At 63.8% G+C, this 20296-nt stretch carries 20 protein-coding genes; 5 read left to right on the forward strand and 15 right to left on the reverse strand.

Annotated elements, in window-relative coordinates; translation table 11 throughout:
- Positions 1–118 precede the first annotated feature (118 nt).
- Complete coding sequence (locus AAE027_RS19885) at positions 119–1099, forward strand: Bug family tripartite tricarboxylate transporter substrate binding protein (protein WP_370988505.1); 981 nt, start codon at positions 119–121, stop codon at positions 1097–1099.
- Between the two features lie 12 nt (positions 1100–1111).
- On the opposite strand, the gene AAE027_RS19890 is transcribed toward AAE027_RS19885, so the two are convergent.
- A complete protein-coding gene (locus AAE027_RS19890; RefSeq protein WP_370988506.1) occupies positions 1112–1786 on the reverse strand; it encodes a TetR/AcrR family transcriptional regulator in 675 nt (224 codons plus the stop codon).
- Between the two features lie 126 nt (positions 1787–1912).
- Here AAE027_RS19890 and AAE027_RS19895 point away from each other — a divergent pair, with 126 nt between their 5' ends.
- A complete protein-coding gene (locus tag AAE027_RS19895; protein ID WP_370988507.1) occupies positions 1913–2800 on the forward strand; it encodes an SMP-30/gluconolactonase/LRE family protein in 888 nt (295 codons plus the stop codon).
- A 15-nt stretch (positions 2801–2815) separates the two neighbouring features.
- Here AAE027_RS19895 and AAE027_RS19900 read toward each other — a convergent pair whose 3' ends face one another.
- Complete coding sequence (locus AAE027_RS19900; RefSeq protein ID WP_370988508.1) at positions 2816–3730, reverse strand: LysR family transcriptional regulator; 915 nt, start codon at positions 3728–3730, stop codon at positions 2816–2818.
- 124 nt (positions 3731–3854) lie between these two features.
- Between AAE027_RS19900 and AAE027_RS19905 the strand changes: the two genes are divergently transcribed.
- From AAE027_RS19905 to AAE027_RS19915, 3 genes are read left to right on the forward strand one after another with little or no spacing between them, the layout of a single operon-like run.
- Positions 3855–4943 (forward strand): LLM class flavin-dependent oxidoreductase, encoded by a 1089-nt coding sequence (locus AAE027_RS19905; RefSeq protein WP_370988510.1) that lies wholly within the window; start codon positions 3855–3857, stop codon positions 4941–4943.
- Between the two features lie 26 nt (positions 4944–4969).
- Positions 4970–5494 (forward strand): flavin reductase family protein, encoded by a 525-nt coding sequence (locus AAE027_RS19910; protein ID WP_370988511.1) that lies wholly within the window; start codon positions 4970–4972, stop codon positions 5492–5494.
- 26 nt (positions 5495–5520) lie between these two features.
- Positions 5521–5817, forward strand: a complete 297-nt coding sequence (locus AAE027_RS19915; protein ID WP_370988512.1) for a hypothetical protein — start codon at positions 5521–5523, stop codon at positions 5815–5817.
- Between the two features lie 104 nt (positions 5818–5921).
- Here AAE027_RS19915 and AAE027_RS19920 read toward each other — a convergent pair whose 3' ends face one another.
- The 13 genes from AAE027_RS19920 to AAE027_RS19980 form a co-directional block, all read right to left on the reverse strand.
- Positions 5922–6311: an NUDIX hydrolase gene (locus AAE027_RS19920; RefSeq protein WP_128934670.1), complete on the reverse strand. Its 390-nt coding sequence runs from the start codon at positions 6309–6311 to the stop codon at positions 5922–5924.
- Between the two features lie 40 nt (positions 6312–6351).
- Positions 6352–7389, reverse strand: coding sequence for a zinc-dependent alcohol dehydrogenase (locus tag AAE027_RS19925; protein ID WP_370988513.1), 1038 nt, complete (start codon positions 7387–7389; stop codon positions 6352–6354).
- Between the two features lie 124 nt (positions 7390–7513).
- Positions 7514–8461: a sugar-binding transcriptional regulator gene (locus AAE027_RS19930; RefSeq protein ID WP_206732729.1), complete on the reverse strand. Its 948-nt coding sequence runs from the start codon at positions 8459–8461 to the stop codon at positions 7514–7516.
- Between the two features lie 99 nt (positions 8462–8560).
- Positions 8561–10090 carry an alkaline phosphatase D family protein gene (locus tag AAE027_RS19935; RefSeq protein WP_370988514.1) on the reverse strand — a complete coding sequence of 510 codons (1530 nt, stop codon included), beginning with the start codon at positions 10088–10090 and terminating at the stop codon, positions 8561–8563.
- Positions 10087–10848 carry a glycerophosphodiester phosphodiesterase family protein gene (locus tag AAE027_RS19940; protein WP_370988515.1) on the reverse strand — a complete coding sequence of 254 codons (762 nt, stop codon included), beginning with the start codon at positions 10846–10848 and terminating at the stop codon, positions 10087–10089. The genes AAE027_RS19935 and AAE027_RS19940 overlap by 4 nt, the downstream gene beginning before the upstream one ends.
- 9 nt (positions 10849–10857) lie before the next feature.
- Positions 10858–11778 (reverse strand): ABC transporter permease subunit, encoded by a 921-nt coding sequence (locus AAE027_RS19945; RefSeq protein ID WP_370988516.1) that lies wholly within the window; start codon positions 11776–11778, stop codon positions 10858–10860.
- A 4-nt stretch (positions 11779–11782) separates the two neighbouring features.
- A complete protein-coding gene (locus AAE027_RS19950) occupies positions 11783–12670 on the reverse strand; it encodes an ABC transporter permease subunit (RefSeq protein WP_370988693.1) in 888 nt (295 codons plus the stop codon).
- A gap of 149 nt (positions 12671–12819) precedes the next feature.
- Entirely contained in the window at positions 12820–14151 is a 1332-nt protein-coding gene (locus tag AAE027_RS19955; protein ID WP_370988517.1) for an extracellular solute-binding protein, read from the reverse strand.
- A 136-nt stretch (positions 14152–14287) separates the two neighbouring features.
- Entirely contained in the window at positions 14288–15796 is a 1509-nt protein-coding gene (locus AAE027_RS19960; protein WP_370988518.1) for a glycerol-3-phosphate dehydrogenase, read from the reverse strand.
- On the reverse strand, positions 15793–16545 hold the full coding sequence (locus AAE027_RS19965) for a class II aldolase/adducin family protein (protein WP_370988519.1): 753 nt from the start codon (positions 16543–16545) through the stop codon (positions 15793–15795). Before AAE027_RS19965 ends, AAE027_RS19960 begins: the two co-directional genes overlap by 4 nt.
- Before the next feature lie 19 nt (positions 16546–16564).
- Complete coding sequence (locus AAE027_RS19970) at positions 16565–17605, reverse strand: 2-hydroxyacid dehydrogenase (protein ID WP_370988520.1); 1041 nt, start codon at positions 17603–17605, stop codon at positions 16565–16567.
- A complete protein-coding gene (locus tag AAE027_RS19975; RefSeq protein ID WP_370988521.1) occupies positions 17598–19178 on the reverse strand; it encodes an FGGY family carbohydrate kinase in 1581 nt (526 codons plus the stop codon). The genes AAE027_RS19970 and AAE027_RS19975 overlap by 8 nt, the downstream gene beginning before the upstream one ends.
- Positions 19179–19180: 2 nt before the next feature.
- Positions 19181–20296, reverse strand: coding sequence for an ABC transporter ATP-binding protein (locus tag AAE027_RS19980; protein ID WP_370988694.1), 1116 nt, complete (start codon positions 20294–20296; stop codon positions 19181–19183).

The raw sequence follows: 20296 nt of genomic DNA on the forward strand, positions 1-20296 counted from the left end.
AGTCGGTGCGCTGATAACACCAAGCGCGCGATCTTGCAATAGTCGCGATGTTTGACCTGTTGACTGACCGATCGGTCGGGACTTAGATTTCGAGCAAATCAATGAAGGAGGAGCCGCCGTGGCACCCATCAGCCGACGTCAGGCCGCAACGCTCATGGCCGGCGCTATCGTTGCGCCGTTTGCTGCACCTGCGATCGTCAGCGCGCGCTCGTCGCAAACCGTCTTCATCATCGTGCCCTATGCGAGCGGCGGCTCGATCGACAGCCTGATGCGCGCGATCGCCAAGGGCATGTCGGAGGCGCTCGATCAGCCCGTGCTGGTCGACAACAAGCCAGGCGCGAACGGCATCGTCGGATCGCAATATGTGGCGCGTGCGGCCAAGGATGGTTCGGTGCTCCTCGCCGGCGGCACTGGTCCGATCTCGCTCAACGTGCTGCTACGCAAGAACTTGCCGTACAAGCTTGCGGATTTCGCATCCGTCGCCATGCTCTGCAATGGCCCGCTGTCGCTGACCGTGAACGCGAAGATGCCGGTCACCGATATGAAGAGTTTTGTCGGTTACGCCAAGGGTCGCGACAAGCCGATGTTCTATGCCACGCTGGGACCGGGCAGCGTGACGCACCTGTTTGGGATCGTGATGGGGAAATCGATGGGCTTTGCAGTCACCGACGTCGCCTATCGCAACAATCCGGCCTCGGTGATGGAACTGCTGTCGGGCGAGTGCGACCTCAACTTTGCGACGCCAGCTGCCGTGATCGAGCACGTCAAGGCCGGCAAGCTCCGCTTGCTCGCCGTTTCCTCCGACAAGCGCAGGCCAAACCTGCCTGATATCCCGACCTTTGCCGAGTCAGGCTATCCCGAGCTTTCGGCATCGTTCTGGACTGCGCTGCACGCGCCCGCTGGCACACCGCGCGAGGCGATCGACCGGCTGAATGCCGCCGCCAACGCGGCGATGCAAAAGCCTGAGATCGCCAGGCAGCTCGAGATCGACGGCCTGCAGGCCGATCTCGGGCCGCCTCAATTGCTCGATTCCCAGCTGAGCAAGGATGCCGCCCTGTGGGGACCGGTCATCACGGCGCAGCACATCGCGCTTGATTGAAGGCAGGCGCCTCTAGCGCGCCTTTCGCCGGGGCGACTTCGGAGGCTCGATGGTTGGCGGCCCCGCATGACCGTCGGTCCGAAGGCCGTTGAACACCATGTCAAAAAAGATGTCGGCGATCTGCTCGGGTGTTGCCGATTTGTTGGGATTGTACCAGCGATGCATCCAATTCAGCGACGACAGGATCAACCGCCCCGTCATGGCAACGTCGAGCCTGCGGATCTCGCCGGCGTCGATCGCTTCCTGGATCAATCCGCGCAGAAAGTGCTCGAACCGGTCGCGGCGCGTCATCCGCTCCTTCTGCCGGTGGCGATCGGGATCGTTCCAGAAGGCGGTCGTCGATGCGATCCATGCCCAGCGATAGCGCCGGAAATATTCCGCGGTCGCAACCATGAAGGCCCGGATCTTCTGCGACGGCGGTCCGTCGGGAATCCGGTCCCGCACGAAGAGATACAATTCCAGCGTGGAGCCGACAGCGACGCGCGCGTAGATTTCATCCTTGTTGGAGAAGTGATGATACAGCAGCGACTTCGAGATGCCGCAGGCCACCGCGATGTCGCGCATCGAGGTGCCGTCATAGCCCTTGGTGGCGAACAGACGCCCGGCCTCGCTCAGGATCTGCAGGACGCGATCGGACGCCTCCGCCTGGTTGGCGACCCCGTCCTTTGTTGTCGACAACTCAACCATCGAACCCGCAAATCTGGCCGGACATCTGGGCCGGCCGAATACTGATCTTCATGTGAAAACCAACGTAGTTTTTCGCCGACCGATCGGTCAAGTCCGCTCTGCAGAAGGGATCAACGAGGTGCTCCCATGAACGCGCTCCCGCGCATCACCCGTATCGGCAAGACCAGGGACCGGCTTGGCGAGAGCCCGGTCTGGGATGACCGGACCCAGTCGCTCTACTGGATCGATTCGCTCGCCGGACTGATCCGCAGGCTGTTGCCTGCGACCGGCGCAATCGATGAATTCTCGGTGCCCGCCCCGATCGGATCGCTCGCGCTCGCGCATGACGACCGCGCCGTGCTGGCGCTGCGCCACGGCTTTGCGCATTACAATTTCAGCACGCGGGAATTGGCCAAGGGCCCCTCGATCGGCCTCGATCATCCGATGCTCCGCCTGAACGACGGCAAGGCCGACCCGTTCGGGCGCTTCCTGGCGGGTACAATGCACGGCGGGCGCGCGGAGGATGAAAAGCCGCTCGGCGGCCTGTATCGCATCGATGCGGCGGGCGCCATCGAGCAGCTCGAAACCGATCTCGCCGTGACCAATGGCCCCTGCTTCAGTCCGGACGGCCGGATATTCTATCTCGCGGACACGGCGCGACGTGTGATCTGGGCTTACGGCTATCACCGCGACGGCCCGCTGCGGAACAAGCGCGTGTTCGCTGAGATGGACGCGCATGGCTCGGGCGGCGACGGCGCGACCGTCGATGCGGACGGCTATCTCTGGACCGTTCTGGTGCGGATCGGCGCCATTGCACGGTTCGCACCCGACGGAACGATGGTGCGCAAGATCGAGATGCCCGTTCGGCATCCGACCAGCGTGACCTTCGGCGGCCCCGGTCTCGACGTGCTTTATGTGTCCTCGATCTCGCGCAGCACGCATCTTTTCGATGACAGCCCGGACGCCGGCGGATTGTTCGCCGTCGAGAATCTCGGTGTGACGGGACTCCCTGCCCACAGGTTTGGCACACGCTGAAGGCGGCGCGTGGTGCTAGCCGGATCGCTTGATCAGCCGAGGCACGCTCTCGGCCATATAGTCGACGAACACCCTGATTTTTTCAGGCAGATAGCTGCTCTGCTGGAATGTCGCATAAATGCCTTCGTCGAAGGTCGAGTTGGTGACGCGAAAGCCCGGCAACAGACGCACCAGCCTCCCGCTCTTCACTTCGTCCGCGACCGTGTAGTCGTCGAGCAGCGCAATGCCGTGCCCGCGCACCGCGAGGTCGCACAGGATGATGCCATTATTGCTGCTGAACGAAGACGGCACGACGATCTCGCGCAGCCTGCTCTTGCGCATGAACTTCCAGACCACATCATCGGGCCCCATCCAGTAGGTCAGGCAATTGTGGCCGACGAGATCATCCGGTCCGCGCAACTTTGGCTTCCGCGCGACGTAGTCGGGTGACGCCACGAGGATGCGTTCGCTCCGCACCAGCCGGCGCTGCATCAGGCCTGGATCCTTGGGCGCGGCGATCTGGAAATCGATGTCGAACTCCTCCTCGCGAAGCTGGACGCGCCGTTCCGACAGCCGCAGCTCCACCTTCAGCTCCGGGTATAGCTCCTGGAACTGCGGGATCAATGGTGACAGCACCTTGATGCCGAACAGCGTCCGAGAGTGAACGCGTAGCGTCCCCCGCGGCGCGGTCTGCAGCGCGAGCGCTGCAGCCTCCGCGTCCTCGATCCCGTGCAGCACCTGCTCGGTGCGCTGGAAGAAGATCTTGCCGGCATCGGTCAATCCGAGATGGCGCGTGCTACGGTTGAGCAATTGCACGCCAAGCTGCGCCTCGAGCTCGCCGATATAGCGCGACACGGATGCCGGCGAGAGCCCCGCGCGGCGTCCGGCCGCGGAAAAGCTGCCCTCGCGGACAGCGGAGACGAACAATTCCATGGCTTGGAGGCGATTCATCGATCTTTTCAGATTCTGCAAAAGACATGATCAGATTACGCCAATTGTTCGAAAAATCTCAAGCCGGTAGCCTGATGAGAACAGGTCGCAAAAGCGACTAGTCAGTTTGGCGGAGGATGCATCCATGGAATTCGGCGTATTCATCTTGGCTCAGCAGCGCGGCTATCATCAAAGCTCGCAGCATGTCATCCACAACGCTGTCGAACAGACCGTGGCGGCTGAAGAGGCCGGCTTCGATACCGCATGGTACGCCGAGCATCACTTCAACAATTACAGCCTGTGCCCCTCGCCGCTGATGATGGTGGCGCACTGCGCCGGCCTCACCAAGCGCATCCGGCTCGGCACCGCGGTCTGCGTGCTGCCGCTGTATCATCCGGCGCGGCTGCTCGGCGAGATCGGCTTTGCCGACACCGTTTCGAACGGCCGCCTCGATCTCGGCATCGGCTCGGGCTATCAGCAATTCGAGTTCGACCGCTTCGGCGTCGACCTCAAGGATTCGCACTCGCTGTTTGCCGAGTTCTACGACGTGCTGCATGCCGGCATGCAGGAGCGGATCTTTTCCTATGCCGGCCAGCACCTGACGATTCCGCCGACCTCGATTGCCGTGCGCACCGTGCAGACCCCGATGCCGCCGATCTGGGTGACGTCCGGCCATGCCGAGACCCTCGGCCGCGCCATCCGCGACAACCACAATCTGTTCGTGACCGCTCTCCTCAATGGCACCGATGCCATCAAGGCACTGCGCGAGCGGCTCGAAGGCATTGCGGCCCAGGAAGGCCGGTCGATCGACGCCACCCGCTTCGGCTTCCTGCGCTGCGCCTATGCCAGCGACAATGACAGCGAGGTCACCTCCTATCTCGACAATGCCCGCTTCCAGCGCCGGCTCTCCGAAAGCCTGAAATTCCGCCGCGCCCAGAGCGACGACGGCTATCTGATCAAGGAACAGGCCGGGCCCAACGACATGAGCCTGGAGACGATGCGTAAGAACCTGCCGGTCGGCAGCGTTAACCAGGTGATCGACCGCATGCTGGAGGAGATCAGTATCCTCAAGCCGTCGCATATCGCGGTGCAGACCCAGCTCGGCGATTTCGACCAGCGCACCATGCTGAAGCAGATCGAGCTGTGGGGCAGCAAGATCATCCCCGCGATCCGGAAGGAACTGCGCAGCGGCCGCAAGGATGCGAAGGTCGCCGGCGAAGCAGTGTCGGCTTGACGTCGGCAAGTCCGGAGGTGTTGGCCATGGCTCACCAGAAGTTTCCGCAAGGAGCCGATCGCCACTCGGTCGATGCGACGGAGTTTCGCCGTGCCATGGGGAATCTGGCCGGCGGCGTCGCCATCGTGGCGACCGGCACGGATGCCGACCGGCGAGGGCTGACGGTCAGCTCGGTCACCTCGCTCTGCATGGATCCGCCCTGCCTGCTGGTCGGCATCAATGCGAGCTCCGAGACCCATGATGCGATCCTCGCCAATGGCAGCTTTGCCGTCAGCCTGCTCGGCAGCGGCCAGCAGGATCTGGCCCTGCGCTTCGCCGGCCGTGACGGCGTCAAGGGCGCCCAACGTTTTGCGACCGCGCCCTGGGACCAGGGCCTGCTCGACGTCCCCGTGCTGCGGGATGCGATCGGCGCGGTCGAATGCGAGCTCTACCAGCACCAGGCGGTCGGCACTCACGGCATCTTCATCGGCCGGATCGTGGCAACGCGCGGCGGCGACGGCGGCCCTCTGGTCAATTTCCAAGGCGCGCTGCGCACCCTGCTGCATGCGTGATAGAGACGGCGCTAGAGGGCAGAGCCATGATCATCGCATGCACGTCCAACGAGGTCCGGCTCGCCGAGCCGTCCGACTTCCGCAAATTCAAGCTGGTGCTGAAGGGCGAAGCCGCCGCGCGAGCCGCCACGACGAGAGGAATCACCTTCGTCGATGACAACAACGTGCTTGTCCCCATCGATCTTGTCCCGACCCTGCCCGGACGCCCCGACGACAGGACGTGGGACGCGGCTTACGCCGACATGGTTGCGAAGGCTCGTGAGCATGGCTGGATCGAAACGACGAGCAATGCCATCCGAGCACATGTCGAACGCGAGCCTTAACTTCGCGCCGTGATGTTTTTTTTGGAGACCTTCACCAGGGAGGAAATCGGGGAACGGCTCAGGCTCACCGGGGCACGCACCATCGCAGAACGGTCGCCAACAATTTAACGACGTCCTCGCCTTGGAAACAACCTATCGCGAATGTAGCGCGAGGTCGGAGTCAATCTCGCGCCATGCGGCTTACGCCAAACTGCTCTATCGATCTCCTTCTTGTCGCCGACCTTCAAGCGCCCTGATACTTTCTTTGCCAGGAAAATCGCATCACTCATGCGGCGACCGGACCGGCGGTTCTTCGCCTTCACTTCCTTCCAGAGTTTCAGCGGCCCAAGCTTCAGCTTGGGGAGCTCCTCCTTGATCTCACGACGAAGGCAGCGCCTGTCGCTCTCGCCGGCTCGCCGGCGGCCGCCGGGAAACATCCAGAGCCCGTCGCGCCTGCGTCTTACCATCAGGACGCGGCCTTTCTTTGCGACGACCAGCTTCGACGATTTCGCCATCACGACCAGTCCACCAAGCTCTTGGCAAGATAGCGCTCATCTACGGGCAAATGATCGCCTTGATGATTCCATCTCGTCGCGCGACCTGTTGCTCGAACGCGGCAGGCGTCTGGTCGAGCGAGAAGTGGTGCGTCGCCAGCGGCGTGAGCTTGACCTGCCCTCCCTGCGCAAGCGCGATGGCCCGCGGATAAACCTCCGGCATGCGACGCGAAAACTTGATCGACAAGCCCTTTCGGCGCGACTCCGCACCGCTCAGGATGTACTGGTTGTTCTCGGGAATGCCGACGAGAACGAGCCGGCCGCCGATACGCGCACAGCGCGCCGCATGCTCGAAACCGTGCGAGGAATCGGTCGCCTCGATCACCAGATCGACGCCGCGGCCTTCGGTGACGTCCCCGACCCCGGCGTAGCTACGGCACGCCACATCCGCACCGAGGTCGCACGCCAGCGCAGTACGCTGCTCGACCGGGTCGATCGCAATGATCTTTCCGGCACCGGCGAGCCGCGCGAGTTGCACCAACAACAACCCCACCGGCCCGCAACCAAGCACCGCCACGGATTCAAGAAGTCGCGGACGCGCCAGGTCCATGGCATGGATCGCGACGCCGAGCGTCTCCAGGATTGCTGCGCCGGCCGGGTCGATGCTGTCAGGCACCAAATGCACGGCCGATCTCGGCACGCAGACAAATTCGGCCATGGCGCCATTGTGTGGCGCGTAGCCGAGGAACTTCACGTTGGGGCAAAGATTGGTGTGACCGCGGTGACACCACTCACAATGACCGCAGGGAATGGAGGGATCGACCGCCACCAGCGCATCGGCCGACAGTCCTGCCTTGCGCGCCGAATCCGGCGTGAGGATACCCGAGAATTCATGGCCGAGGACGAACGGCCTGACGCGCGTCGGGCCGGTCGTTCCGCCCTCGAGGTAGGAATGCAGATCGCTGCCGCAGACACCGACCGCTTTGACACGGACGATGAGATCGTCCTCCGCCACCGGCCTCGGTTCGGGAATATCGAGGACGCGGATATCGCGAATGTCCTGGAGCACCGCAGCGCGCATGTCGACGCCATCTCTCATTGAGCAATTGTCGTCGTTATATTACATATGTAATCATGACGTGACAAATGCTTTTGCACCTCTCCGGGACAGCACGGTGCGATCGCGCCAGGGTACGGATTTGACACTCGTTGCGAAAACGGGGCTATTTTTGCTTGTCGATCAGCTTCAGCGCGGCGACGGCGGCGTTCTCGTCCGTCACCAGGACCTTACCGATCCGGCCGCGTAGTACCGCGGCGATGATCGGCGCCTTGTTGAGGCCCCCGGCGATCAGCATCGAGGTCGGCACGCGCGCCAACTTTTCGAGCGGCAGCGCGATGGCGCGGCTGTTGATGCCGTGATCGATCGGCCGACCAGACTTGTCGAGAAATTGCGCGAGCACGTCGCCGACGGCGCCTGCGGCCCGCAAATGCTCGATGCGTACGTCCGGCGGCAGACCGTGCCGCACCAGCAGCGACCGCGGGGTCAGATCTCCCATGCTCAACAGCGCAAGATCGATCTGCTCGACGCTGTTCAGCACCTCCTGATAGACCTCCTGGGCCAGGAACGTATCGCGCGAGCGTCGGCTGCTGGCAAAAATCGGGGCGGCCAGATAGCTGCACTGGGCGTGCAGCCGGTGCGCGAGCTCGCCCGCGATTTCGAAGGTGTTGAGCTCGAGTCCGCGCGACAGGCCGCCCATCATGGAGACGATCGAGAGCTCGGGATAGTCCGCCGGCGTGACGTAGCGGATGGTCTCGCGCAAGGTAGCGCCCCAGCCGATACCGATGATACGCGGGCGCTTCTGCTCAAGGAATTTCGACAAATACGCTCCCGCCGCCATCCCGATCAGGCTTCCGACCTGCTCGGGGTTCTCCGGGGTCGGGATGACGACTGCGTCCTCGAGGCCGCACTCGCGACGCAACCGGTGCTCCAGCTCCGTGCAGCTCGCAAAGGCGGAGTTGAGGCTGATGTTGACGATGCCGGTCTGCCGGGCATCCGACAACATGCGGTTGACGCGCGCACGCGTCAGCCCCAGTCGCTCGCCGATCTCGGCCTGGGTCAGGTTCTCCATGTAGTAGAGCCAGGCGACCCGCAGGATGGTTTGATCAGTCACGGCGCAGCCCCCCGCAGCGGCCTCAAGGCATAATCAGACGTCGGAGCATTTGAGGCGATCTTTCGGTGGTCGTCAAATGCCGGGCCATGCGGACGCTCGTCATGCGGCCTTCGCCCCCGGCACGCCGTCCTCGACCACAAAGGTCGTCAGCCGGCGTACGGCGCTCTTGACGTCCTTGACGTCGTCGAGCGCCTCGAATCCCACAGTGCAATGCCGGGTGTCGAGCTCGACGGTCGCATAGCCGCGCTTGTCGCCACGCGCATAGACGAGATGTTGATTTTCCGCCAGCGCCTTGCGCACACCGGTCTCGCTCGGCCCGTCCGAGCTGATGGAGGTGCCGACGAACTCGGTCGCGATGGTCGGACCATCCGGCCGGGCAAAATCATGCTTCAGATCGGCGGTAAAGAAGGCATGACGGTCGCCGCCGATCACGATCGGATTGCGTCGGCGATGCGTGACGAGCGAATCAAGGAGACGACGGCGGGCATTGGGATAGCCGTCCCAGCCGTCCATCCAGAAATGCGCGCCATCGTCCCCTTCCCGCTTGTCCTGCGCCATCAATGTCTGCTGCGCGACGATCGTCCAGCGGCCGCGACAGTCGCGCAGGCGCGCATCAAGCCATTGTTCCTGTCGCTCGCCCAGCATCGTCCGCGCCTCGTCCGTCCGGCCTGCACAATCAGTCGCCCAGGTCGGACGCCTGCTTCCGACACAGGCCGATGCCGAGCGATATTGCCGGTCGTCGAGCAGCAGCACGTCGAGCACGTCGCCGAAGCGATAGTGCTCGTAGATCGTGGCATCCGCGCCCCGTGGGCGGGCCGAAGGCGGCAGTGGCATGTGCTCGTAACAGGCCTGATAGGCTGCCGCACGGATCTTCAGGAGCTGGCCGGGATCGCGCACGGTGTAGGAGCGATCATTGGCATAGTCGTCCATCACCTCATGGTCATCCCAGACCGAAAGCCAAGGAAAGGCAGCGTGCGCCGCTTGCAGGTCAAGATCGCTCTTGTAGAGCGCGTAGCGGTTGCGAAATTCCTCCAGCGTCGTCGGGACCCCGACGCCGTGCTGGCGGACGTGGTGCGATCCCCAGGATTTCTCATAGATGTAGTCGCCGAGATGCACGACCAGGTCGAGATCGCGTGCGGCCATGTCGCGGTAGGCGGTAAAATAGCCTTGCTCGTATTGCTGGCAGGATGCGAAGGCAAAACGGAAAGGACGCCCGGACTCGGCCGGTGCGGTTCGAGTGCGACCGACCGGGCTAAGTGCCGGACCGGCGCGGAAGCGGTACCAGTAGACGCGATCGGGCCGCAATCCCGTCGCCTCGGCATGCACGGAATGTCCAAGCTCTGCGGTCGCACGCACGACGCCGCGGGAGGCGATGCGCGAGAAGGCCTCGTCCTCAGCAACCTGCCACTCGACGTCCACCGGAGCGTCCCGCATGCCGCCGCCTTCGAGAGGTTGTGGCGCAAGGCGGGTCCACAGGATGACGCCATCCTGTCGCGGGCATCCGGACGCAACACCGAGAGTGAACGGATCTGCACTGAAAGAGACCGGCGCTCCCCGTACGAACCCGGCCGGCGCAGCGAAGGCGACGCTCGCCAATGATCCCGCGAGAAAGCGGCGGCGGGCAATCATGGATGCGCGGGCGCGGTTGCGAGCTTGCGGCGAATGCTCACGGCGAGATCGGGCCGGTCGGTCGTGATCTGCCGCACTGGTTGGGCAAGCCAGTAGGCGATATCCTCCGGCTCATTCGTCACCCATGCGCCGAGACGCTCGGATCCCAGCACTTTGAGGGCGAGCGGCAGCGTGAGCCCCAGAAGCGATTTTTCAACCGCGACGATGCAGCCGGGAATGGCGGCAAATTGCGCCAGCGCCGACGCTATCCCGCCCATCATCTCCGCCGAACGGCGGTCGAGCGAGGCGAGCACCCGCGCCTCCGGCCATAGCCGGCGCACGGTCTCGATCACGCCCGGCACGAAGCAGGTGATGACGGCACGCCGTTCCAGACCCCGGCGCCTGATGTCGTCGATCAGCCGCGCCTCGAGACCCGAATAGGGATTGCCGAGCGCATCCGTCTTGATCTCGATGTGGAGCTCAAGCGTCGTTTCGACGAACACGTCGAGCACGTCGTCCAAGGTCGGAATGCACTCGTCGCCGGCGTCGCGAAGACGCGTCGCCGTCAAGCGTCTCAGGCTGCGCTCGCCAACCGGCCCGCTATCGAACGTGGTGCGGTCGAGCAGCGGATCATGAATCACGACCAGCCCGCCATCCGCGCTTTGATGGACGTCGAACTCGACCGCATCGACACCCTCCCTGCATAAGTTGCGGAAGCCCGTCAGGCTGTTCTCCGGCCAAAGATTGCGCGCGCCGCGATGCCCGGCGATGAAAACCATGATCGATCCCTACTTGCTGCTGTCGATAAGACCCTTGATGAACCAGCGCTGCAACAGCAGGACGACCAGCGCCGGCGGCAACATTGTGAGGAGCGCGCCGCTCATGGCGATGTTCCAGGCCGGCTCGCTGTCGGAGCGCGGAATCAGCCCCTTCAATGCAATGACCGCTGTGGCCATGTCCTTGTCGGTCGTGAACAGCAACGGCCAGAGATACTGATTCCAGCCGAACAGGAACAGGATGATGGCGAGCGCCACCATGTTCGGCACCGACAGCGGCAGCAGGATGCTCCAGAAGAAATGCAGCGGCGACGCACCGTCCAGCCTCGCCGCCTCGCACAGCTCGTCCGGGACCGTCAGGAAGAACTGGCGAAAAAGAAACGTGGCAGTGGCCGAAGCGATCAGCGGCAGGATCAGCCCGGGATAGGTGTTGACCATGTTCCATTCGAGCGAGATCGCGATGTCGTGACCGCTGATCCGGCCCCACAGATCCGCCAAATGCAGGGTGTCGACGAGCCATTGCAGAGGCAGCGCTGCATTTGCCACGGCTTCGAAGGTCGGCACGATCCGAACCTCGATTGGCAGCATCAGCGAGACGAAGGTGAGCCAGAAGGCGAGCATTCGGTAGCGGAATCGAAAGTAGGTAATCGCGAAGGCCGATAGCAGCGATACCGCGATCTTTCCGGCGGTGATGCCGAGTGCCACGACGATGGAGTTGGTGAAGGTGCGGCTGAAATTGCCCTTGCTCCACGCCAACTGCAGATTGTCGAAGAACTGGCTGCCCGGGAGCCACGGCAGCGGCACCTTCTGCACCTCGGCGACCGTAAGCGAGCCCGCTACGAACGCGAAATACAGCGGAATGCAGACCGTCAGCGCACCGGCGATCAGGATCGCGTGGCAGACCATGCTAAGGACCGGTGAGCGCTCGACCATACGGCTAGACTCCGTAATTGACCTTACGGTCGAAGTAGCGGAACTGCAGCAGCGTGCAGATCAGCGCGAAGCTCATCAAAAGAACAGATTGCGCGGCTGAAGAGCCGAGGTCGAGATTGACGAAGCCATCGACGAAGACTTTGTAGACCAGGATGTTGGTCGCGCCGGCCGGACCGCCTTTGGTGACGGCATCGATGATGGCGAAGGTTTCGAAGAAGCCATAGATGAAGTTCATCACGGTGAGAAAGACGATGGTAGGCCCGAGCATCGGCAGCGCGATCGAGACGAAGCGCCGGATCGGACCGGCGCCGTCCACCGCGGCGGCCTCCATGAGCGATACCGGCACCGCGAGCAGACCCACGACCAGAAAGATGTAGTCGTAGCAGATGTGCTTCCATGACGCTGCGAGCGTAACCAGGATCAGCGCGTCGGTCGGATTGAGGTTGGGATCCCAGGCAATGCCGAATCCGTGCAGCACCTGCGCGAGCGGGCCAACCGCCGGATTGAACAGGAAGGCCCACAGGATACCGGCGATCGCGGGCGCAATCGCATAGGGCAACAGAATGATCGTGCGATAGATCGAGCGACCGCGCACGATCCTGTCGGTGGCAAAGGCGAGCACCAGCGCGCTCCCCAGCGTGAGCACGTTCTGCGCCACCGTGAACCAGAACGTCACTGCGATCGACTGGCGATACTCGCTACTCGCAAACAGCATCTTGAAATTGTCGAACCACACGAACTGGACGTTGGTTCCAAAGGGATCACTGAGCAGGACGGATTGCATCAGCGCCCGCAGCGACGGGATGAAGAAGAAGAACAGCAGGATCAGCAATTGCGGCAGCAACAGCAACGTTGGCAGGCCGGGGCTATCGCCGAAATTGGCTCGCTTCAGTCCTGCCTCTTGCTCGCGGCGCCGCGCCTTTGCGGGCGCTCGGGATCCGCCAGCCGTCGCACCCGTCCCGAGCTTGGACTGGCCGCCCCCGTGCCTTCTCTGAAGCACGGGTGCGCGCCCATCACGCCAAGGGATGGATAGTCGTAAAGTCATGGACGCTCGGTTTCCGGAGTCTTCCCGGCGTTGAGCTTCTCGAATTGGCGCAAGATCTCGTTGCCCCGCTTGACCGCGTCATCCATCGCCTGTTGCGGCTGCTTCTGACCGGCAAAGACGGCCTCCACCTCCTGGCGCTGGGCCAGCATCGTCTGCACGAAATTGCCGAAGCGGAAGCCGCGCGAGTTCTCATTCGGCGTGCCACGCGAGAGCTGTAGCACAGCAATTTCTCTGGTCGGGTGATCCTTGTAGTAGCCACGTTCCCGCGCAAGCGCATAGGCCCGGTTCGTGGCGGGAACGTAGCCGGTTGCGCCATGCCACCACACCTGGGTTTCCGGCTGGGCGACAAAGTTCAGAAAGGCCGCGACGGCCTCGTATCGCTCCGGCGTGTGGCCCTTCAGGACCCAGATGGCGCCGCCGCCGATGGTGCTGTTGAGGGGCGGATTGACATCGCTCTCGTGCGGCAGGAAGGTCGCGCTCCAGTTGATGGTCGCATTGCGCTCGATATTGCCGTGCGATGCGGTCGAATTGACGAACGTCGAGCACCGTCCCGACGTGAACAATTGTTCTGGGCTGAAGCCCTGGCCCGCGATCTGCATCACGCCGTCGTCGAGCCACTTCTTCAAGCGCGCGACTTGCGAGACCACCTTGGTTTTGTTGTAGACGAACTCGGTCCCAAGCCCGTCAAAGCCGTTTGCGAGCGTGCCGTAAGGCTGGTTGTTGATGGCGCTGTAGTTCTCAAGCAGGCTCCAGTAGAAATCGCCGGGCAGCACCGTGCCGCATTCGCTAATGCCCTTGGACTTGATGGTGTAGAGCTGCTTCTCCAACTCCTGCCAGGTGTCGGCCGGCTTGTCGAACCCGGCCTTCTGGAAGTGATCCTTGTTGTACCAGAAGATCGGCGTCGACGAGTTGAAGGGCATCGCCGACATCCGACCCTTATAGCTCCAGAAGCTTGCCACGGGCTTGATGAAGTCCGAGAAGTCGATCTTGTAACCCTTCTGCTCCATCAAGTCCTGAACGGGTACTACGGCCCCAGAGAGCAGCATCGTCATGTAACCGCGCTCGGCGATCTGCACCATTTCCGGTGGCCGCTTGGCGCGATAAGCGGCGATCACCCCGTTCGTCACCTCGTCATAATTGCCCTTGGCGACGGCGACGACGGTGTATTTGTCCTGCGATGCGTTGAACTTCTCGACAAGCTCATTGAGCCGGTCGGCCAGGACGCCGCTCATGGCGTGCCACCATTGCACCTCGACCCGCGCCTGTACCGGACCGACCAATGCCAACGCGCCGAACAAGGCCGCAATGAATGCGACTTTCCTACCCATAGGCAGCCCTCCCTGGCCGGGCAGGACGCCCGGCTTTTACATTTGTATTCCTATCATGACATATGTGTCGAGATGATGAAAGAGGGTCGGCTCGCGTCGGGCAGCTTTCGCCCGGCCTCGCGCGGGCACAGGCGAATTAGATAAAGCTTGCAAAGGCGTCCCGTTGCGCCGCTGTCAGATGCAAGCGATGTTTGGTACGCCGATCCAGAAAGTCCTGAGGCTCCCTGGCCCACTCGCTCTCGCGTAAAAACGTGGCCTCACGTTCGTAAAAGTCTCCACCGAAATGCCGACCGAGATCGGCCGAGACACGGGCCGAACCAAGCAGTTCGCGCGCCCGCGTGCCATACAGGCGCGCATAATGGTGGATCAGCTTGCGCGGAAGGTCGGAATATTCGCCTGCCAGCTGGACGATGAAGGCATCGAAGTCACCACCGATGTCGCCGCCGGGCAGCGGCCTTCCCGCCGTCCAGCCCGGCGACATCTTCGGAAACCATGCCTCAAGTCGCTGCAACGCATGCTCCGCAAGCCGACGATAGGTCGTGATCTTGCCACCGAAGATCGAGAGCAGCGGCGGCACGCCCTGCTCGCCGTGAACCTCGAAAACATAGTCGCGCGTCACCGCGGACGGGTTTTCGGCATTGTCGTCATAGAGCGGCCGAACACCGGAAAATGCATGGACGATCTCCTGCTCTGCCGGCGGGACACGAAAGTAACGGCGCAATACGCCGAGCAGATAGGCGATCTCGGTGTCGTCGATCGCCACATCCTCCGCGCGGCCATTATAGGAGATGTCCGTGGTGCCGATCAGGGCCAGATCTTTCTCGTAAGGATTGACGAAGATGACGCGACGGTCCTCATTCTGGAGCAGATAGGCCTGCGCTCCGCTCCAGAATTTCGGCACCACGATATGGCTGCCCTTGACCAGCCGCACGCTGTGCGAGGAATTCAGCCCGACGACATCTTGCATAACGTCCTGGACCCACGGCCCCGCCGCGTTGACCAGCGCGCGCGCCCGGACGATGTGCCTGCCGCCGTCATCCCCCTGCATCTCCAGCTGCCATGCGTCCCCTTCCCGGCGCGCACTTAGGGCGCGGGTGCGGGGCAGGATGATGGCGCCGTTGCGCGCGGCATCAACCAGATTGAGGATCACGAGCCGTGCGTCATCGACCCAGCAATCCGAATATTCAAAGCCGCGCCTGAATTCGGAGAGCAGCGGCGCGCCCTCCGGCGCATGCGCGAGATCGAGACCCCTGCTCGACGGCAGCCGCTTGCGGCCGCCGAGATGGTCGTAGAGAAACAGGCCGGTGCGGATCAGCCAGGCCGGCCGCTGCTCCGGCGAGTGCGGCAGCACGAAGCGCAACGGCCAGATGATGTGCGGTGCGGACGCGAGCAGCACCTCGCGCTCGATCAAGGCTTCGCGCACCAAGCGAAATTCATAGTATTCGAGATAGCGCAAACCGCCGTGAACGAGCTTGCCCGAGCGCGACGAGGTGCCTTCGGCGAAGTCACCCTTCTCGCACAGCAGGACCTTCAGGCCGCGGCCCGCCGCATCGCGCGCGATGCCGGCTCCGTTGATGCCACCGCCAATAATCGCGATGTCGACCAGCCCATGATCCCTGCCCGCGTACGGCGCAGTCTGCGTCATCGCGTCCTGCTGCGCTTCTTCTCGATCCGTTGTCGCGCGGCCGCCTTTGCAGATGCGCCTGCCTTACCCGGCTTTGCCTTCGCCGTCCTGGATTTGGGCTGCTGGAGACCGTAGGTCGAGAACCCCTTCGCCGTGTCGGCGATCTCGGCTTCGCTGAGAATGTGCGGCGCCCCCAATGCAAGCGACAGATAATATTGACGCGCGATGGTCTCGAGCTCGACCGCCAGCCACATCGCCTTGTCGAGGTTTGCGCCGACCGCGATCATGCCATGATTGGCCAGCAGGCAGCCGTTGCGGCCTTCGAGTGCGGCGAGCGCCAGCTCGGATAATTCCGCCGTGCCGTAGCGCGCGTAGCCGGCGCAGCGGATGTCATTGCCCCCGAACGCGGCCATCATATAGTGGCAGGCCGGGATCGGCTTGCGCGCAATCGCAAGCACCGTGGCGTAGGTGGAATGGGTATGGACGACGCTGCCGACGTCGGGACGGCCGCGCATGATGTCGAGATGAAAGCGCCATTCCGTCGACGGCTGCAACGGCCCATCCCAGGAGCCGTAGTCACTTTCAAGCGGCATCGAGGCGATCATCTCCGGCTTCATCGCGTCATAGGGCGTCGCCGATGGTGTGATCAGCATCCGATCCTTGTAGCGGGCGGAGATGTTGCCTGACGTCCCCTGATTGAGCCCTGAAGCGTTCATCCATCGGCACTTGGCGATGATCGCCTCGCGCAACTGTCGCTCCTCACGGGTCATGGCAAGATACCTTTCGTCTTCAGCACGGATTGAGCGGCGGCTCGCCGGCGAGATAGCGGCGAACCTCTTCGGCTGCCTGATCGGCAGCAATGGTGACGGTGCGCAACGAGGCCCCCGCAATGTGGGGCGTCAGCGTGACGTTGGGCAGCTGCAGGAGCGGCCAGTCGGCCGGCACCGGCTCCACGGCAAAGGTGTCGAGCATGGCCCCGCCGAGCCGTCCGGCGGAGAGCGCCTCGTAAAGCGCCGTGTAGTCGACCAAGGGCCCGCGCGCCGTATTGATGAAGATGGCGCCCGGCTTGGCCTGCGCCAACGCCGCGCGATCGATGAAGCCGGTGGTCTCGGCGGTTACCCGCGCATGCAGGCTGATCACGTCGGCGCGCGCCAAGAGCTCGCTCAAGCCGACGTGCTCGACGCCGTCATTGCGATCTTGCACACTGAGCTGGACGTATGGGTCCGCCACCAGGATCCTGCAGCCGAATGCCTTGAGCAGTTTCACCACGCGGGTGCCAATCGCGCCATAGCCGACGATGCCGACGGTCATCTCGCCGAGCTCGCGCCCGGTGCGATCGGCGCGGTAGAGATCGCCGCGCCATTCGCCGCCGCGTAAGGATTCATGCCCGCTGCGGATCAGGCGCGTTTCGGCGAGAATGGCGCCGATGGTGAACTCGGCCACCGCACTGGCATTGCGGCCGGGCGTGTTGACCACGAGCACCTTGTGATCGCGCGCTGCCTGCATGTCAATGTTGACCGGACCGCCGCGCGACACCGCGATGAACTTAAGCTTCGGCAGCCGCTGCAGCATCGACCGCGAGATCGGCGCGAGATGCGTGACCAGCAGCGCGGCATCGCCGATGAAATCCGCGACCTCGTCGGGGTCGCCCATGAATTCCTTCAACCCGTCGAGCTTGGAGCCGGCATAGCCGTGCTCCATCGGCTCGTCCGGCCACGGCTGCTCCCGGATGCGGATGTCGATGTCGTTGCCGCAAGCCGCCGTGATGCGTTCGGCAAAGACGCTCGGCAGCATGAAGCGGTCACCGACGATGGCGATGATCTTAGGCATGACCGGCTCCCGCACGCACGGCCGCGAGTTGCTTCCAGACCGGCCGCGCCGCGAGCCTGGCCTCGAGATAGGCCGGAAACAGCCGCGCATAGTGCGACGCCAAGGCCGCATCCGGCGTTTGCGGCGCAGCGAGAAACGGCCGCACCCACACATCCGCACAGGCCGCCATGTCCGGATAGAGGCCGGTCGCCACCGCCGCGATCATGGCGGCGCCCGCAGCTCCCGCTTCGCCGCGACTACAGACACGAACGTTGCATTCCAGCGCAGCACCGAGGATCGCGCCGAGCGCCCGGCTTCGCGCCGCGCCACCGGTGATGCGCACGTCCCGCGGCAGCGCGCCCATCGCGGCGTAGCAATCACGGGCGGCGAAGGCGAGCCCTTCCATGACCGCGCGCATCAGATCCCAATAGCCGTGGCGTGTGCGCAAGCCCAGGAATTGTGCGCAGGCTTCATGGGCGACGAATGGGCCGCGCTCGCCGGCATCGGAAATGAAGGGATGGAATAGGAGCTCGCCGGGCCGCGCCTCGAGCACGTGGTCGTCGAGTCGACGGATCAGGTCGGCGCGCGAACGCGTAATGCCCTCGGCGGCAAGCAGGTCGCGCGCGAGATCGAGGAGCCAGTCGATGTTCAGCGTCGCCGCCATGTTCGATTGCATCTGGGCATAGTGACCGGAGACCGGAAACGGCATGGTATAGCCGGTCGCTTCGGCGTTGAGGACCACCGCATCGGCGCTTGGCGCCAGCCGCATATGCATGCCGGTCGAGCCGATGATGGTGCAGCCGACATCCGGCGCCGGATCGTAGAGCCCGGCCCCCAGCGCGTTGCAGATGACGTCGACATAGCCGAGCGAGACCGGAACGCCCTGCGGCAGTCCGATCTCGAGCGCCGCGCCGGCATTCAGCGGATACGTGGTCACGACGCCGTCGACGACGTCCGGAAACAGGGCCATGCAATCGGCGATTCCGATCAGGCGCGCCGTTTCCGCGTCAAAGCGGCGCTTGCGGAAATCGCCGCAGGAGAAGGTCGCCTCAGACGGATCGGTCGCACGCTCGCCGGTGAGCAGGAAATAGAGCCAGTCCTTGCAATGAAAGGCCGTGCGGGCGCGCGACAGGCTCTCGGGCGCATGCGCCTGCAACCAGGCCAGTTGCGGCCCCTGCTGGCAGGCGTTCAGCCCCGAGCCGGTCCGCCGATAGAGCGCCGCATTGCGCTCGCTGGCGCGGATGTCCCCGACGAGACTGGCAGCACGCGAGTCGAGCCAGAGCAGGGCCGGCGCGACGGGCCGCCCATCATCGTCGATCAGCCAGGTGCCATCGCCCTGCCCTGTCACCGCGATGGCGGCGAGCCGCGAGGCAAGATCGGGTATCGCCGCTCCCAAACCGCGCAGTGCGGCGACAGTATCGTTCCAGGTCCGCGTCATGTCCTGCTCGACATGTCCGCCGGCCGACGTCGTGTAGCTGTTCGGAAGCGCGTGTTCGCCGAGATGCCGGCCATCGCGCGTGAACGCGACCGTCTTGATCAAGGAAGTGCCGGCATCAATGCCGATGATGACGTCGCGACCCGACGCGGTGCTCATGATCAAGCTGCCTCCGCGTGGCGAATGCAGTTACCGTCGGCGCCGAACACATGAAGGTGCCGCGTCTCCAGCGCGAAGGGAATAATGTCTCCGGGTCGCGCGGCGATCTTGTTCGGCGTCACCGCGATGAGGAGACGGCCCTCGCGTTCGCCTGCGACATGCGACTGGTCGCCGAGCCACTGGTTTGAGACGACGCGCACGCGCACATCCCCGTTGCCGACGGAAATCTTCTGCGGCCTGATGCCGATCCGGACACGCGGGCTCTGCTCGAGCGCGCGGCCCGCGGCCGGGTCGAGCGTCCGCCCGTCGAGCTGGAACGCGACATCCGGGCCGATCGAGAGACGAAAGCCGCCGTCGGCGCGAGCGACCTCGGTCTCGAGCAGGTTCATCGGTGGCTCGCCGATGAAGCTCGCAACGAACAGGTTCGCGGGATGATCCTTCAACTCCCGTTCGCTTGCGAACTGCTGAAGCACGCCGTCTTCCATGACCGCGATTCGGTCGGCGAGCGCGCTCGCCTCGGTCTGGTCATGGGTGACGAATATCGCCGTCATCCCGCGCTCGGCAAGCAGCCCCTTGATCCGGCCGCGCAGCACCGCGCGGAGCTGCGGCTCGAGCTGGCCCATCGGCTCGTCCAACAGATACAGATCGGCATCGCGCACCAAGGCGCGCGCCAACGAGACGCGTTGCTGCTGCCCTCCGGAGATCGAGCGCGGATAGCTGTCGAGAATGTCGTCGATTTCCACCAGCCGCGCGATCGCATCGACCCGGCGGGAGACCTCGCCATGCGAGAGCTGCTGCGCCTTCAGGGCGAAGGCGATGTTTTCGCGAACCGTGAGCGGCGGGTAAAGCGAATAGCCTTCAAAGGCCATCGCCACCTTGCGCCTCGCAGGCGGCAATTCGTCGATCCGGCGCTGGCCGAGCGTGATCGTCCCCGCGGTGACGCTCTCGAAGCCCGCGATCATCCGCAGGGTCGAGGTCTTGCCGCAGCCCGACGACCCCAACAGCGCGACGATCTCCCCCTTGTCGACCTCCATATCCAGCGCGCGCACGGCGTGAACCGGCGGCTTGCCGCGGCTCTGGTAGACCTTGTCGACCTTCCTGATCTCCAGCACGCCCAT

This window comes from Bradyrhizobium sp. DN3 (genome assembly GCF_041357655.1).
Lineage (GTDB): Bacteria > Pseudomonadota > Alphaproteobacteria > Rhizobiales > Xanthobacteraceae > Bradyrhizobium.

What these genes read in the sequence shown, in the direction of transcription:
- AAE027_RS19890 (WP_370988506.1), bottom strand. Translation starts at nt 1,786, where the DNA reads ATGGTTGAGTTGTCGACAACAAAGGACGGGGTCGCCAACCAGGCGGAG.
- AAE027_RS19895 (WP_370988507.1), top strand. Translation starts at nt 1,913, where the DNA reads ATGAACGCGCTCCCGCGCATCACCCGTATCGGCAAGACCAGGGACCGG.
- AAE027_RS19900 (WP_370988508.1), bottom strand. Translation starts at nt 3,730, where the DNA reads ATGAATCGCCTCCAAGCCATGGAATTGTTCGTCTCCGCTGTCCGCGAG.
- AAE027_RS19905 (WP_370988510.1), top strand. Translation starts at nt 3,855, where the DNA reads ATGGAATTCGGCGTATTCATCTTGGCTCAGCAGCGCGGCTATCATCAA.
- AAE027_RS19910 (WP_370988511.1), top strand. Translation starts at nt 4,970, where the DNA reads ATGGCTCACCAGAAGTTTCCGCAAGGAGCCGATCGCCACTCGGTCGAT.
- AAE027_RS19915 (WP_370988512.1), top strand. Translation starts at nt 5,521, where the DNA reads ATGATCATCGCATGCACGTCCAACGAGGTCCGGCTCGCCGAGCCGTCC.
- AAE027_RS19920 (WP_128934670.1), bottom strand. Translation starts at nt 6,311, where the DNA reads ATGGCGAAATCGTCGAAGCTGGTCGTCGCAAAGAAAGGCCGCGTCCTG.
- AAE027_RS19925 (WP_370988513.1), bottom strand. Translation starts at nt 7,389, where the DNA reads ATGAGAGATGGCGTCGACATGCGCGCTGCGGTGCTCCAGGACATTCGC.
- AAE027_RS19935 (WP_370988514.1), bottom strand. Translation starts at nt 10,090, where the DNA reads ATGATTGCCCGCCGCCGCTTTCTCGCGGGATCATTGGCGAGCGTCGCC.
- AAE027_RS19940 (WP_370988515.1), bottom strand. Translation starts at nt 10,848, where the DNA reads ATGGTTTTCATCGCCGGGCATCGCGGCGCGCGCAATCTTTGGCCGGAG.
- AAE027_RS19945 (WP_370988516.1), bottom strand. Translation starts at nt 11,778, where the DNA reads ATGGTCGAGCGCTCACCGGTCCTTAGCATGGTCTGCCACGCGATCCTG.
- AAE027_RS19955 (WP_370988517.1), bottom strand. Translation starts at nt 14,151, where the DNA reads ATGGGTAGGAAAGTCGCATTCATTGCGGCCTTGTTCGGCGCGTTGGCA.
- AAE027_RS19960 (WP_370988518.1), bottom strand. Translation starts at nt 15,796, where the DNA reads ATGACGCAGACTGCGCCGTACGCGGGCAGGGATCATGGGCTGGTCGAC.
- AAE027_RS19965 (WP_370988519.1), bottom strand. Translation starts at nt 16,545, where the DNA reads ATGACCCGTGAGGAGCGACAGTTGCGCGAGGCGATCATCGCCAAGTGC.
- AAE027_RS19970 (WP_370988520.1), bottom strand. Translation starts at nt 17,605, where the DNA reads ATGCCTAAGATCATCGCCATCGTCGGTGACCGCTTCATGCTGCCGAGC.
- AAE027_RS19975 (WP_370988521.1), bottom strand. Translation starts at nt 19,178, where the DNA reads ATGAGCACCGCGTCGGGTCGCGACGTCATCATCGGCATTGATGCCGGC.
- AAE027_RS19980 (WP_370988694.1), bottom strand. Translation starts at nt 20,296, where the DNA reads ATGGGCGTGCTGGAGATCAGGAAGGTCGACAAGGTCTACCAGAGCCGC.